General features: G+C 45.7%; 11 protein-coding genes and 3 pseudogenes. 11 read left to right on the top strand and 3 right to left on the bottom strand.

The annotated features are described in order from the left end of the window. From SFSGTM_RS06125 to SFSGTM_RS06160, 8 genes and pseudogenes are all read left to right on the top strand, one after another. A pseudogene (locus tag SFSGTM_RS06125) lies at nucleotides 1-227 on the top strand (RNA-binding S4 domain-containing protein). 573 nt (nucleotides 228-800) lie between these two features. Continuing rightward, nucleotides 801-1,118, top strand: coding sequence for a flagellar transcriptional regulator FlhD (gene flhD / locus SFSGTM_RS06130; protein WP_162084420.1), 318 nt, complete (start codon nucleotides 801-803; stop codon nucleotides 1,116-1,118). Between the two features lie 36 nt (nucleotides 1,119-1,154). Then, a complete protein-coding gene (flhC, locus tag SFSGTM_RS06135; RefSeq protein ID WP_162084421.1) occupies nucleotides 1,155-1,703 on the top strand; it encodes a flagellar transcriptional regulator FlhC in 549 nt (182 codons plus the stop codon). 5 nt (nucleotides 1,704-1,708) lie between these two features. Next, complete coding sequence (locus SFSGTM_RS06140) at nucleotides 1,709-2,497, top strand: class I SAM-dependent methyltransferase (RefSeq protein WP_162084422.1); 789 nt, start codon at nucleotides 1,709-1,711, stop codon at nucleotides 2,495-2,497. A 113-nt stretch (nucleotides 2,498-2,610) separates the two neighbouring features. Continuing rightward, nucleotides 2,611-3,471: a flagellar motor stator protein MotA gene (motA, locus tag SFSGTM_RS06145; protein ID WP_162084423.1), complete on the top strand. Its 861-nt coding sequence runs from the start codon at nucleotides 2,611-2,613 to the stop codon at nucleotides 3,469-3,471. An 11-nt stretch (nucleotides 3,472-3,482) separates the two neighbouring features. Beyond that, on the top strand, nucleotides 3,483-4,451 hold the full coding sequence (gene motB, locus SFSGTM_RS06150) for a flagellar motor protein MotB (RefSeq protein WP_162084424.1): 969 nt from the start codon (nucleotides 3,483-3,485) through the stop codon (nucleotides 4,449-4,451). A 74-nt stretch (nucleotides 4,452-4,525) separates the two neighbouring features. Next, nucleotides 4,526-5,794 carry a YeeE/YedE family protein gene (locus SFSGTM_RS06155; RefSeq protein ID WP_162084425.1) on the top strand — a complete coding sequence of 423 codons (1,269 nt, stop codon included), beginning with the start codon at nucleotides 4,526-4,528 and terminating at the stop codon, nucleotides 5,792-5,794. A gap of 607 nt (nucleotides 5,795-6,401) precedes the next feature. Next, nucleotides 6,402-7,817: a hypothetical protein gene (locus SFSGTM_RS06160; RefSeq protein WP_162084426.1), complete on the top strand. Its 1,416-nt coding sequence runs from the start codon at nucleotides 6,402-6,404 to the stop codon at nucleotides 7,815-7,817. A gap of 250 nt (nucleotides 7,818-8,067) precedes the next feature. Here SFSGTM_RS06160 and SFSGTM_RS06165 read toward each other — a convergent pair whose 3' ends face one another. Further along, nucleotides 8,068-9,123: a hypothetical protein gene (locus tag SFSGTM_RS06165; RefSeq protein ID WP_162084427.1), complete on the bottom strand. Its 1,056-nt coding sequence runs from the start codon at nucleotides 9,121-9,123 to the stop codon at nucleotides 8,068-8,070. A 65-nt stretch (nucleotides 9,124-9,188) separates the two neighbouring features. Here SFSGTM_RS06165 and SFSGTM_RS06170 point away from each other — a divergent pair. From SFSGTM_RS06170 to SFSGTM_RS06185, 3 genes and pseudogenes are all read left to right on the top strand, one after another. Next, nucleotides 9,189-10,369, top strand: a pseudogene (locus tag SFSGTM_RS06170) (IS3 family transposase); the annotation flags it as partial. Nucleotides 10,370-10,603: 234 nt separating this feature from the next. Further along, nucleotides 10,604-11,517, top strand: a pseudogene (locus SFSGTM_RS06175) (tyrosine-type recombinase/integrase). Then, on the top strand, nucleotides 11,514-12,629 hold the full coding sequence (locus SFSGTM_RS06185; protein WP_162083488.1) for an IS91 family transposase: 1,116 nt from the start codon (nucleotides 11,514-11,516) through the stop codon (nucleotides 12,627-12,629). Before SFSGTM_RS06175 ends, SFSGTM_RS06185 begins: the two are co-directional and overlap by 4 nt. A gap of 219 nt (nucleotides 12,630-12,848) precedes the next feature. On the opposite strand, the gene SFSGTM_RS06190 is transcribed toward SFSGTM_RS06185, so the two are convergent. After that, nucleotides 12,849-14,054, bottom strand: a complete 1,206-nt coding sequence (locus tag SFSGTM_RS06190) for a hypothetical protein (RefSeq protein ID WP_162084428.1) — start codon at nucleotides 14,052-14,054, stop codon at nucleotides 12,849-12,851. Continuing rightward, nucleotides 14,041-15,225, bottom strand: coding sequence for a DUF3142 domain-containing protein (locus SFSGTM_RS06195; protein WP_162084429.1), 1,185 nt, complete (start codon nucleotides 15,223-15,225; stop codon nucleotides 14,041-14,043). The genes SFSGTM_RS06190 and SFSGTM_RS06195 overlap by 14 nt, the downstream gene beginning before the upstream one ends. Nucleotides 15,226-15,257 lie beyond the last annotated feature (32 nt).

A 15,257-nucleotide genomic window follows, 5' to 3' on the forward strand; every position in this document is an offset into this window, starting at 1 on the left:
ATGCAAAATAGTCAGCAGGTGATATTTGAGTTGCAGGGTGAGTTTGTTGAGTTGAATCAATTGTTGAAATTGGTTGGCGTCGTGGATAGCGGGGGGCAGGTAAGCATTTGGTGGCCGAGGGTGTGGTGCAAGTTGATGGTCAACAAGAGTTGCGTAAAACCTGCAAAATCCGTGCTGGTCAGGTCGTTACTTTAGGTGATGTGTGTATACAGGTCATAAAATCTTAACGTCATGTGTAATTTAATGCGTTTTGTCTACCAAGAAGCCGGTGCTGAATATTGTTGTTAAATATTAAGCTGTTTCGCGTGTTGTTTATTTACAACAAGAATTCTGCGAAATAATGGCTGTTCGTGTGAATAAATAATAATTTAAATTTATTTAAAAATAAATATTATTATTAATCAAATAGTTAGTATCTATTTAAGAATTTATTTAAAATTTTTTCAAAATAACCCTAAAGTTTTACTAAATCCTGCCGATAACATAAATAAGATGATAAATATTATTGCCTACGCTCTAATATTTGCCAGCTTTCGTCTTACTTGCTGTTGTTTGTTTTTAGTGTTTTAAAAAAATAAACGCGGCTTATTCAATAAGTTACATCTCTGCAGAATCTATTTTAGATTCTGCTTTTGCACGTCTGTCAGACAGTATCATGCGGTTTTGCTCCCCTCTTTATTACCTAAAAAACAGTGTAAGCCTGCTTTTCGTTTTGTTCGTATCGTTTCAATATGCAATCACTAACAGGGGAAACAGTAGTTTCCATACGAAGATTAGCGATGTTGTTGAGGAGAATTAAAATGAATATAGACGATATGTTGGCTGAAATCCGTGATGCTAATTTAAATTATTTGATGTTGGCACAGCAGTTAATTCGTGCTGATAAACCAGCCGCAATTTTTCGTTTGGGCATTGATGTTCAAATTGCAGACTTGCTGGAAAGTTTAAGTAATGCGCAGGTACTTAAACTTGCAAGTAATAATATGATGCTGACTCGTTTTCGCTTTGACGACAGCGCGATTTTGGGTATGCTTACAAATTATACGAAAGATCGTGCTTTAGGGCATTCTCATGCAGCTATATTAATGGCTGGCCAATCTGTTGAGGAGCTTGTTTAAGCACGTTGATGCAATTACTGCGGAGGTGTGTGTATCATGGCCAAAAAAAGTGTCCTCAATGAAGCCCAGGACATACAGCTTGCAACAGAACTCATCAAATTGGGTGCGCGTTGTCAGTTGTTAGAGTCGGAAACATCGCTGTCACGTGAGCGTATCTTGGCTTTATACAAAGAGGTCAAAGGGGTTTCTCCTCCTAAGGGTATGTTGCCATTTTCTACGGATTGGTTTCTGACATGGCAGCCCAATATTCATTCCTCAATATTTTTAAATATTTATCGATATTTAATTCAGCATGCTGAAATACATGGCGTACAGGCCATGATGAAAGCATATCAGTTGTATCTTGAACAAATCGAAATGAAATCTGAAGAAGAAGCCGTGTTGTCTTTGATGCGTGCTTGGACACTAATCAGGTTTATTGATAACAAAATGTTGGCTTCTACTGCATGCTCTCAATGTGGGGGGAATTTTGTGATTGATAAATATGATTTGAATCAGCACTATGTTTGTGGTTTGTGCCACTTGCCTTCTCGGGCAGGAAAAACCAACAAAAAGGCTCATGACGTCGATAATATTGTTCAGTAGTACATATGGCGTTATCTGGTTTTTCTGTAGCGCGTTCATTGCTGACATTGCCTGCTATTAAAGCATTAATGATCCAGTTGTTGACGGCTGGATTTGTTGTTTTAGTATTTCAGTTTTGGGTACGTTGGTTACACGTTCCGTTTTTAAATATATATGAGATCGCATTGTCGCAAGGGATAATTGCTGCACTATGGTCAAAAAAAATAAAATTGGCTGTGTGGTGGTGGTTGATTCAGTTTCTGATGCCATTTGCTTTGCTTGCCGCGCTAAGCTGGCATTTGTCGGCTACTATTTATTTGTCGGCATTTTTGTTTTTTGTGGTGTTTTATGGCCACACTTTTCGTACTCAGGTGCCATATTATCCGTCAAGTAAATCCACTTGGTATGGCGTTGAAAGTACATTGCCCAAAGATCGTCCTTTATATATCATTGACGTAGGTAGTGGTTTGGGTGGTTTAGTTTTACATTTAGCTAAAAATTACCCGAATTGTCAGGTAGTTGGAGTGGAATTGTCTTGGTTGCCTTGGTTGTTCAGTTGGTTGCGAGGATATTTCAGTCATAGTAATGCTCGATTTTTGCGTGTTGATTATATGACACTGGATTTTGCTCAGTTTGATGTGGTATTTGCTTACTTGTCACCAGCGGCGATGCCAGCATTATGGTATAAAGCTCGTGCTGAAATGCGACCAGGTGCTATTTTATTGAGTAATGAATTTGTTGTACCAGAACATCCAGCAGACATAACAATTCAGACGGAACAGATGCGCACGCCACTTTATGCGTGGTATATTTGACAACAATTGTAGTGTGGACGTTTGCAAAAGATTGATACTGGGTGCGATATTGTGAAATGCACCTTCATAATAATGAAGCTGAATAATTTTCCCAAAATGGGAGGGAGCAGCAAATGTTAGTGATTGTTGGCTATGTGGTTGTGCTCGGTGCCGTTTTTGGTGGTTTCGCCATGGCCGGTGGTCATTTGGCAGCGTTGTTTCAGCCCTTGGAATTGCTGATGATAGGTGGCGGTGCTGGTGGCGCTTTTTTTGTAGGTAATAACGCAAAATCAGTGAAGGCAACATTAAAAGCACTGCCTGATATCTTTAAAGGTTCTAAGTACAATAAAGCGCTGTATATGGATTTGCTTGCGCTTTTGTTTGAGATTTTAAGCAAAGTGCGCAAGGAAGGTCTGATGTCGATTGAAGGTGATATCGAAACCCCAGATGCCAGTCCGTTGTTTAGTAAATACCCATCTATCGTCCATGATCATCATCTTATCGAATTCATGACTGACTATTTGCGTTTAATGGTGTCTGGAAATATGGACGCATTACAGATTGAAAATTTGATGGATAACGAATTAGAAACTCATCATCATGAAGGTGCAGTAGCAGCGCATTGTATTGCCAAACTTGGTGATGGTCTGCCTGCATTTGGTATCGTTGCTGCGGTAATGGGGGTTGTGCATACGATGGAGTCTGTTGGCGCACCACCGGCTGAATTGGGAATGCTGATTGCACATGCGCTGGTTGGTACCTTCTTGGGTATTCTGTTGGCTTATGGGTTCGTAGGGCCGCTTTCTGGTTTGCTCGAGCAGAAACTGGATGAGGCAAGTAAAACGTTCCAATGTACAAAAATTACTTTACTAGCCAGTTTAAATGGATATGCTCCGGCGCTCGCTGTTGAATTCGGGCGTAAAGTTTTATATTCCACTGAGCGTCCAACCTTCCTCGAGCTTGAAGAGCATGTCAAACAAGCTAAATCTAAGTAAGCGGGGCTGATATGGCTGAAGTGCGCCCCATAGTTATTAAGCGGATTAAGAAGGTCGCTGGTGGACATCACGGTGGTGCTTGGAAAATCGCCTATGCTGACTTTGTTACGGCTATGATGGCGTTCTTTTTGTTGATGTGGTTGTTGGGATCAACAGCAAAGGGCGATTTGAAGGGGATTTCGGATTATTTTTCTACGCCGCTAAAAGTGGCGATGCAAGGCGGTTCGGGTAGTGGTGATAGTTCGAGTGTGATTCAAGGTGGTGGCAAAGACTTGACCCGAAAAGATGGGCAAGTAAGTAAAGCTTCTGATCCAAAACAGAAAAAAACTTATGATTTAAAAGCTGCGCAGGCAGATATGGCAAAATTAGAAGAGGCACGACTAAAAGCGTTAAAGTCCAGTATTGAAGCATCAATTGATGCTAATCCGTTATTAAAACAATTTAAGAAGCAACTATTGCTGGATATTACATCCGAAGGGTTGCGTATCCAAATTGTAGATGAGAAAAATCGCCCAATGTTTGCTTCTGCAAAGGCTGAGTTGCAGCCTTATACAAAAGAAATATTGCATGAAATTGGCAAAACTTTGAATGAAGTTCCAAATAAAATAACTTTGTCTGGTCATACAGATTCTACACCTTATGCAAATGGTGGTACTGCATATAGCAATTGGGAACTGTCAACTGATAGAGCCAATGCATCCCGCCGTGAGTTAATTGCTGGTGGTATGGATGAAAGCAAAATGTTGCGTGTTGTGGGGTTGGGTTCGGCGATACCATTTGATAAAGATAATCCCATGAATCCAATTAATCGACGTATTAGCATCATTGTAATGAATAAAAAAACAGAAGATGCCGTGATTAAGGATGGTGGTGTGTTGAGTGCCAAGGATGCTGCGGATGTTAAAACTGGATTGGATAGTTCACTCCCAGCCCCAGTCCCATCTTTATCCCCAGCTCTACCTCCAGTTCCAGCTCACTAGTACATATCGCTTATTGTTCGAACTGTATATTCGACATACCATCGGCAAAACTTTTTGGGATCAGGAGATAAACAATGTTATTTGAAAGCTTTGCTCAAGCGCAATCTGTTTTGTTGTGGTCGACCTTCGCTTTGGCTTTGGTTTTGGGGCTAGTCGCAAACAAAACCAATTTCTGTACTATGGGTGCAGTGTCTGACTGGGTGAATATGGGCGATATGGGGCGGATGCGTGCATGGTTGCTGGCGATCGCAGTTGCTATGCTAGGTGTGTCTGTATTGGAATATCTGGGATTGGCTAATATTGATGCTTCATTCCCCCCGTATCGTGGTGCACAGTTGATTTGGGCGGAAAATATTTTCGGTGGTGTTTTGTTCGGTATCGGTATGACTTTCGCTTCAGGTTGCGGCAACAAGACCTTGATTCGTATTGGTGGCGGCAATATCAAATCCATATTTGTTTTGCTGATTATTTCAGTGATAGCTTATTTTATGGTTAATCCTTTCCCCGGAACAGATAAGACATTGTTTACTGTTTTGTTTAATGGCTGGCTGCGTCCTTTAGCTATTAATGTGGGTACGCATCAAGATTTGGCTTCATTCTTAGTGAACGATGCGAGTCTGAAACAGGCTCGTTTAGTGTTGGGTGTATTAATCGCATTATTCATTGCGATTTTCGTTTTTAAGTCCAAAGATTTTCGTGCCAGCAAAGATAATATTATTGGTGGTTTGGTAGTGGGCCTGGTTGTGTTGGGTGCTTGGTATATCAGTACTGTAGTCGGCGTGAAAGCCTCTGATGGAACGGTTTATACTCTGCAGTCGTATGTTCAAGAGTGGGATTTTGCTGCTGGACCTAACGATATCAAGCCAGCAGACAGTCGTCCATTAAGTCCACAATCTTTTACGTTTATTAATCCTATGGGTCAAACTTTGGGCTATGCAATAGCTAAATTTGATGGCAGCTTTCTGACGTTTGGTGTAATGGCACTTGCGGGTGTTATTGCGGGTTCGTTGCTTTGGTCACTGTTGAGTCGTAATTTCCGTATCGAATGGTTTGCATCGTTTGCGGATTTTCGTAATCATGTATTTGGTGCCGTTCTAATGGGATTTGGTGGTGTTTTAGCGATGGGGTGCACTATAGGTCAGGGCATTACGGGTATGTCTACTTTAGCATTAGGTTCATTTTTGGCATTGATTAGTATTGTATTTGGCAGCGCTATGACTATGCGTATGCAATATTACAAATTGGTGTATGAAGCTGATGCAAGTTTTATGAAATCATTATTTAGTAGTTTGGTTGATTTCAAATTGTTGCCAGCATTTATGCGTAAGCTCGAAGCAGTTTAAGTTAGATATTTCAAAATTAAAAACCCTTTGCATTATCACAACTAGGGCGTGTAATATCGTGTTGATAACTTCAGCATAATTCAACTACAATGCTCCTTGAGTCTACGATTCAGGGGGCATTACTTTGGCGAAAAAATCTTCTTCAGGCTATCGGCTACCACCACCGCATGACGGGTTGAACGTCAATTTCTGCAAAAACCCAAAATGTGCTAATTTCGGCGTGCCAGAAATACCTGGCAGGGGATACCGACCAAAAGGATCTGCACCTTTACCCGGGTTTTATATCCTTAACAGTAAGGGTAACAATAATCCGAAACTGGAATGCAGCATATGCGAAGACAATCAACCGATACGGAACAATGCTTCGATACTTGAAGACCTAGATCGAATATCTGCTTACCTCAAATACACTCCCGAAGCATCTTGCCCTAATTCAGCATGCACGATGCATGGAGTTTCCTTATCTCAGGGTGGGAACAATTACGCAGCTTTCGGCGTTACAGCAGCGGGAACGCCGCGCTGGCGATGTAACGTTTGTCGAAAGACGTTTACCGTTGGCGGCAAATCTACGCGTAAACACAAAGTCCCTCATAAGAATCGTGAGGTTATGTTACTGCTGATGAACAAGGTGCCACTAAGCCGGATTGCGGAAATCACTGGTCTGGATCGTAAATCACTATATGGGAAGATTGCTTTTATTCACCGGCAATGCCTGCTGTTAGCTCAAAGTCGGGAAAAGCTACTACTGGAAGACTTCCCACTACCAAAGATGTATGTCGCAGTGGATCGACAAATGCATATTGTGAACTGGAACAGCCGTAAGGACAGGCGCAACATTCAACTAAATGCAATCGGCACAGCGGATATTAAAACCGGCTATGTTTTCGGTATGCATCTAAATTTCGACGAAACTATCAATCCAGATCAACTAAAGCTTTTGGCGAAAGAGGCAGGAGATTACAACTTAACACAGCCATTTCGAAAATATGCCAGGTTTTGGTTAAAACCCGACTATGCGGCTGCGTTAATCAAGGGGTCATCCACAGCTAAGAGGAGAATTACGCGTGCACTTCAGATTGCGCGTGGCGCTGACACACTGACCGCAGAAATCATGGGCGAATATGAAGCAGCAAAAGATCGTGATGATATTGAGGATAGTGATGAAAAAAACAGCAACATTATGCTTCCAACTAATGGAGTGCAGGTACGGGAACAATACACCATGCAGGCCCATTTCTTGTTGATGGCAAAAATGCTAGCAAATGCGCCTAAAGTCCGTTTTTTTCTAGATCAGGATTCAGGATTCCGTGCAGCTTTTTTAGCAGCCTTCCATGATAGAGTGACTGCTAGAACTGCCGATGCCTGGTATGTAAAAGTATTGAAAGAGGCAACTATCGACGAGAAAGACCAAGCAATCGCCGCAAGCTTACGTGTGTTCAGGGCAGTAAAAGCCGCGAATCCCGGACTCACTGATTTTGAAATTAAGGTATTAATGACAAAGGCCGAGATGCAGCGCGCAGTGTCGTTGGGATACCCAGATGACTGGTGGTTGGTGCACCCATTGCCAAATAAGAGCGAACCTGCCAAACACATATGCTGGCTTACAAATATAAGCACATATTCCGACGATCATGCAGCGAGACTGTATCTGAAAGCATCATTACACCCAATCGATCGATTCTTTATGCTGGTGCGACGTAGACTTTCTTTTGCAGAGCGGGCTTACGGATCTGCCAATCAAGCAGGCCGGAAGTGGTATGGCTATAACGCGTATCGCCCAGATAACTTAGCAAAGCTACTGGATATCTTTCGTGTGTTCTATAACTACTCGCTCAAAGGATCGGATGGCAAGACGCCCGCAATGAAATTAGGCTTGGCACGCGGACCTGTGGCACCAGAGGATATTCTTTATTTCGAGCCCCTTACCTCAACTCGAAAACCGAGAACTAAGCGCCCCGCTGATATCGATAAGCATTCTGATTGGGTTGCTGACGATAAAACACTGCCACCATGGGCATTTTAAGACTTGGTTGCTGATAATTTGGCTGGGTGCTGAAGGTATCCATTGTGCCTGAAGTAGTCTTTCCATTCATACAAGCATGACCGTCTCTTGTTCGGCCCTACCGGACAGTGACGTTCCAACCCTGAATGGCTGTTGTATATACTAGACTGAACTGTGGTTACTCGCCAAATCCCACTTTCAGACTCAGTAAAAGTGCAGTGGATTACCCTTACACCCACGTCAATTTATACACCACGCAGCGTAAATAGCGTCACGTACGTCCCGTTTGCAAAGCCGTAAAATCTGGTTCTGGACACTTATGCCCAAAATGTGCCGCCCAAGGGAACTGAGCGCCGTGTTTCACGTATTGATGGTATAGCGACTGCGCTAACTTATCATCGCCAGACAGTATCCAACCTGTCGCATTACACAACACCGATGCATATGCTTGAGACTTTACGGGCAATAATGCTGCGGTCTTTTGCGCCTCTTGCACGGCGATATAACGATAATGAAAACGTTTGTCGATGGTGGGCGTAGTTGACGCAAAACGCTGGCGTTCGGATGGGCTGACTAAATTAAAACCTTGAAACCGTTTCTGCTCTACTTTCGACAAAGCATCTACCTTGTTAAGGTATTCACCCGCAAAAAAAACAAATGCATTTTTTGGCACAAAACTTGTGTAGTCAAGCTGATAACTACCATCCGCAAAAGCATCATCCGGATCAAGTTCATATCCCAAAATTTCCATGCCATGCTCACGTGCCATGTTCGCAGCAGCATACCAAGCTCGTGCTTTTTCAAGTTTGTCATGTGTATGCTGAGCCAAGATTAAAGATGCCATATAGGCTTTTGCCCATTGCGAGGGGTTCCCCTTCACAGGATTTCCCAATTCATCTTGAGCCATAGGCCCTGCATAAAAATATGGGATTGCTTGCGCGAATTTCCCCTCGCGCATCAATCGTCGCGCCAATAACTCACGTAGACCTTCTGCAGGCGTACGTCGATAAGCCACAACACCCTGTATTTTCTCTTCGTCCGATACAACAGGAATGGTCGCGGCATGTTGATCGACATAGGCTTGCAATTCCTCAGTGGAAAAAATACGTTCCGCCAAATAAGCCGCATCTAACCACGACGTTTCAGACAGAATTTGTAACGCCTGATCAAAGTCTCCACGACCTACAGAAAATACGGCAAATTCATCCCGTAAAAGCGCTTCTGGCGGAACTGTAGTCCAGTCATAGTCTTCGGCATACGTATATTCAAGCGAAGTAGTTTTAGTGGCGCCCTCAGCTTGAGGATGTTCTTGCGCATAAGCGGTCAAAGCTTGATGATATTGTTGAACGAAGCCGCTTAAAGTGGACCCCGATTTCTGGACAATGAATTAAGATGGTAACCTGCTGTAAAAAGGAGCGGGTTGTGAGTGAAACAAATCGTAAGCATTTTTCGGGTGAGTTTAAAGCCAAGGTTGCAGTGGAAGCGATTCGTGGTGTCAAGACGGTTAACGAAATAGGTCAGGAATTTGGCGTGCATCCGACCCAGGTTGGATTGTGGAAGAAAGAGTTGCAAGAACAAGCTGCTGGCTTGTTTAATGCCAAACGCGGCCCGAAGCCAGTGGATCTCTCTGCTAGTCCAGAGCGACTGTATTCCGAGATTGGCAGACTCAAAATGGAATTGGACTGGCTTAAAAAAAAGTCCGGGATCAACCCATAGCACTGCGCAAGCAGTGGATTAGCCAATGCACATCTTTAGCACTCAGTCAGCAGTGTGCATTGGCGGGTGTGGCGCGATCCAGCGTTTATGCGCCCAGATTGATCAAAGCCACTGACGAACAAGAATTGGCATTGCTGACGTTGATAGACACAGAATACACACGGCATCCATTTTATGGCAGCCGCAAGATTAGGCATTACCTGAGTAGCATAGGACACCACATCAATCGCAAACGAGTGCAACGATTAATGCGCACACTGGGGTTAGCTGGCATGGCGCCAGGACCGAACACCAGTCGTGCGCACCCGCAGCATAAGATTTATCCTTACCTGCTCAGAGGTGTCGCAGTGACCCGTCCCAATCAGGTGTGGAGTACGGATATCACTTACCTGCGCCTGCCACGAGGATTCGTGTATTTGGTGGCAGTGATAGATTGGTACTCGCGCAAAGTGCTGGCATGGCGATTATCGAATACGATGGACAGTGGCTTCTGTGTGGACTGTCTGGAACAGGCACTACAGTCGCACGGCATACCTGAGTTATTTAACACTGATCAGGGCAGTCAGTTCACCAGTGACGCGTTTACGGGTGCACTCAAGGAAAACGGCATTACGATTAGCATGGATGGTCGCGGACGGGCATTGGATAACATCTTTGTGGAACGGCTCTGGCGTAGCGTCAAGCACGAAGACGTATATTTGAAAGGCTATGCTACATTACCAGCACTGCTGCTAGGATTGACGGAATACTTTGTGTTTTATAACGCTGAACGTATCCATCAGTCACTGGGTTATAAAACACCAGACGAGGTTTATCGAACAGCCAGTGGCGGTGGTGCCAGCATCGTGGACAAGTTCACTACGTCAGGAAAAGCGTTGTTAGAAAAAGATCGAAAACCAGAAACAAAACCGGGGCAGCGCCGTGCAGCTGCATATGAAAGGTTACCCTCTTAAACTCGACGTATTATTGTCTTGACGGAGGGGTCCACTTTAGCTATCGCGGAGAAATATTCCCGAACCATCAAATTACGCAGCATAATTTCGTCTCCCCCAGCAATGGAATTTTGATTACTGTACCACGAGGAGACGACATTGACAGCCCCCACACCCATCCCCGCGCACTTCGAGCACAATCACCAGCGACTGCTGAATTGCCTCAAGCTCAGAGGCATGCAGCCTAAAACCATCGCCTTGTATTCACACGGCGTACGGCGCGCAGCGGTGTATTTTAATGACCAGATAGACGCGCTCACCAAGCCACAATTAACCGACTATTTTGTTCGCATCCTGGATACCCATTCATGGAGTACGCTCAAACATGATCTGTATGGACTGAAGTTCTATTATGCCCATGTACTCAGCCAACCCTGGCCAGGTGCGGATCTGGTTAAACCACCCAAGTCATATAGCCTGCCCGACATCATTACCGTCGCCCAGGCACAACAAATCTTCATGGCCACCCGCGTATTGAGCTACCGCGTATTCTTCTTCACCCTCTACAGCCTGGGCTTACGATTAGGCGAAGGCTTACGCTTGCAGGTAGGGGATATCGATGCGGATCGGATGCGGGTGCAAGTACGCAACGCCAAAGGCAACCGTGATCGATTGGTGCCGTTATCAGAGAACACCTTGCAGGTATTGCGCCGTTTCTGGCTCACCCATCGCAACCCAAGCTTGCTCTTTCCTAATCGACACGGCGGTCTTGCCAAATCGCACTTGGCACGCACCCCGCTGGATCGTGGTGGTATCCAGACCACCTTGGGTCAAGTGACCCGTGACTGTGGCTTAAAAAAAGAATTACACCACACAGCCTGCGCCACAGCTATGCCACCCACCTGATAGAAGCTGGCATCGATTTACTCGAAATTCAGCAGATACTCGGACACCAGTCCATCCTCACCACCATCCGCTACACCCACCTCACCGAACAACGCCATCAGAGCGCACACACTCGCCTTAATCAATTAATGGAGAAATTCCACATTCATTGGGGCAAAGTCAAATGATCAGACTGGCGCACATCGTAGCAACCTACGCAGCTAAACTGCTTGCACAACACGGTCATCACCTATTGCCCAGCCAGCAAGCTGCCTTAACCGCCTTTCAAACCTGCCGTAGCCAGATGAGCCCGAGGATGCAACTTGCCTGTGATGATTGTCAAACACCCAGCTACCTGCCACATTCCTGCGGTCATCGGCATTGCCCGCATTGCCAGGCGCACGAATCACAGCGCTGGATAGACCAGCAATTACACAAATCCATCCCCGCCAACTACTTCATGCTCACCTTCACCGTGCCCGCCCAGTTGCGCACACTGGCCTGGCAACATCAGCGCGTCATGTATGACTTGATCACACGCTGCGCGTGGGAAACAGTCAACACCTTCAGCCAAAACGACAACAAGCTGCGCGGCAGCGCAGGGGCGGTGACTGTACTGCATACCCATAACCGCCGACTGGACTATCACCCCCATGTGCATCTCGTCATGCCCGCTGTCGCCTTTAACCCCAAACAGCGACGCATGCGTCATAAACACGGCAACTACCTGTTTAACCACAAAGCCCTGGCCAAAGTATTTCGTGCCAAATTACTGGCAGGCATCAGACAAGCAGGACTCACCCTGCCAAACGATTACCCGACCGATTGGGTGGTGGATTGCAAAGCCGTCGGCACTGGACAGCACGCTCTGATCTACCTTGGGCGCTATCTGTATCGGGGGGTGATACAGGAGAAAGACATCCTCTCCGACCGGCATGGTCAGGTCACCTTCCGTTACCGGAACAGCCAAACCAAACAAATGGAAACCCGTACCTTGAGTGGTGTAGCCTTCCTGCGACTGATACTGCAACACATTCTGCCCAAAGGCTACCGCCGCGCCCGCAACTTTGGCTACCTGCATCCCAATAGCAAACTACTCACCCAGCTACAGCTGACCCACCTATGGCGACGGAACAATCCGCCGCCAGCGCAACCCAGACCAGCGATACGTTGCCAATGTTGCGGTGGGGTGATGAAGATAGTGCGCACACGTATCAAAGCGATACCGCTAGCCACATCAGCCCCATCTATAAAACGGGAACACAGAGCAGATGACACAGGGTGGGAGACCATGCGCTAAACCAGCCCACACCGCCCACCTGCCAGACTAGGCAGGTATGGCCGTGCTCGCCCTGAAGAAGGCTGAAATTGGGTTAACATGCCCGAAAAGCCGACTAAAAACGGTGAGTTGAATAGAATAAGTTGCTGCAATGGCAACGTGAAGGTCGTGAAATGGCGGGTGGGATGCGTAACGCGTCCAGTTATGCCAGCATAGTCAAAAAGATATTTCCATAAGCGCTCAAGCAACACCCGCCCCAGCCATGCCGGGCTTGTCCAACAAACGGTTCAGATTGTGGCTCGCTTCGCGATCACAATCTAACCTTATTCGTTGTGCAGCGGCATCCATATCACCTCGTTGGATGGCCAGTTTTGCCTTCAACCATTCTGCGCGAGGCGAATTGGCGTGCTTTGCAAACTTTGCCGCATCTTCGTAGCGACCCATGGCATAGGCCATAACGGCTAAATTATCCGCCCCATCAAAATTTTTCTGACGGAGTTGCTGCTCACTTATTTCCAATAAAGCACTCATCTTGTCAGCTTGTTCAGGTTTTGCCGTCTCTCTACCAAAGGCATCCCCCGGTTCAACAAAATCCACCACATAACTAATCAACAGTTTACGGGTTTCGTTATCTTCTGCCGTCAACGACAACAAGTTTTGATTTTTAAATAACCACCGCGAAACGTCTCTCAACGATAATATTCCATCACCACCCAGACGGCTCTGCATCGAGTATAGATGCACGGCCTGAACCACATTCGCAGCGACTTCTTTTGATGAGCCGTCCGCCAGACTGGGGTAACCTGCGGTCAGTAAGTGAGTGCGCGCCTGTTCCCCATAACTCTCCAGTGCCAATTGCAGAGGATCAGCTTTACCTTGGCTAGCAAGTTTGCGAGTCATAACAAAATACTGATCTGCCTGTAACAGCAATTGTGAGTCAGGCTTGATATCACGGATTTGTACCAAAGCAATCCGTCCTAGCATAAATGCCGCCCATACCACACGTGAATCGCCCGACTTATCAGGCAGGTTCAAAATCTTATGGAAACGTTCGGCAGCAGATGTGTAATGCTGAAGATGAAAATCTGTTGCTGCAGCAGCATACAAACGATCTGCTTCGGGTTTGTCAGCCAATTTACGATAGGTTTCATCCCCGCTGGCATCCAGAATTTTCTCAGATTGAGGATTTGGCTGCTCATCCGTTGTAGTAGAATTTTCGCTTGAACTGACTTCATTTGTGCCTGTAACGGGCGGTAAGTTTTTTGTCGAATCCGTACCATCCAACAAATGCATGGCGTCTGCATAAAAATTTCCACCGGTTGCTGGATCGGCTAACACAGCTGCTCGCCCCGGCAATAAAAGTTTGAAATCTGGGCCGCAGGCTAAAGCGGTCAGCACCAAAGTACTGGCCAGCACCGCAATTAAAGTCAGTTCAATTTTCCGCATATGTTTTCATCCCCGTTGTAGCACAACGAATCCAGCCAATCACGCGTTGTGCATGTCCATGTAATAAGCCTTCCTGCTGTCGCGAAAAAGATGCTTTGTCTGGATTAAAGACATAAGCATTCGCACCATCCCCTACTTCGCAAGCATGATTCAGTACAAGCAATCTTGGTAATTCCACATCCATATCATTTGGATTATTTAACACCACGGTCAACATCCCGTTAGTATGTGATTGTAGTTCCGGCAACAAAGGCACCGCATGATAACGGTCATCCATCACAGCTACCCAAGTTTGGTATGACCAAGTTCTGCGATCCCCACTCACAGGGAGGCGGAACCAAACTACACCTTGTAAATGCGCTGGTGGATCAGTGTGTAATTTACGCAAAAACGCGGTCAGCACAGCTGGTTGAGCCATTAATTCTTGTGTTTGTTGTGCAGAGGCCAATATAGGCATCTCGCTTTCAACGGCTAGTAATTTACCTTGCGTGTTACTTAAAATTCGGGAACCGTAATTAGGTAATGCCAATTCAAAAGGGGTGCTGGATAAATGGGAAAATTCTTGCGCCCAAGTCTCTGCTAACGAGGAATCAAACAGCCCTTGACGTGGATTGCTGACTGCGTGAACTTGCAAAGTGTAACGCGACACCTGATGCAATAAAGACGAAATGCTGCTTGAATGCCGCCAATCAGGCAGCGCCGTAATATTCAGGGATATGTCTTTAGGTAAGCTATCACGCAATTGACGTAGAAAATGTTCGTAAACAGGTAATTGCTGAGTCGCGCAGTCATAATCTATTTCCAGTGCAGAAACATGTACCCCATGTGACTGCCATTGTTGCCGAACTTGCGTCAAACGATCGATGAGCATATTTCCATCCAAGTGCCGCATCTGTCCATCAATACGAAATACCATCACCACAGGATGTTTTAAGCGAGGCAGTACGGAAAATGAAACTTGAGCAGGGCTAAAAGATTGCGCATCATGATCAAATTCACCCGCCAACACATGCCAACGATCCACATGACTCGATGCCTCTGCTTGTTGAAGTGCAGCAACCACCGAGGAGGTCCAAGCACGTTGCCAAACGTATGCGCCCTGCTGAAAGTCTTTGTTGAACGAAGCCGCTATCGCGGAGAAATATTCCCGAACCATCAAATTACGCAGCATAATTTCGTCTCCCCCAGCAATGGAATTTTGAT

This window comes from Sulfuriferula nivalis (assembly GCF_009937995.1).
GTDB lineage: Bacteria > Pseudomonadota > Gammaproteobacteria > Burkholderiales > Sulfuriferulaceae > Sulfuriferula > Sulfuriferula nivalis.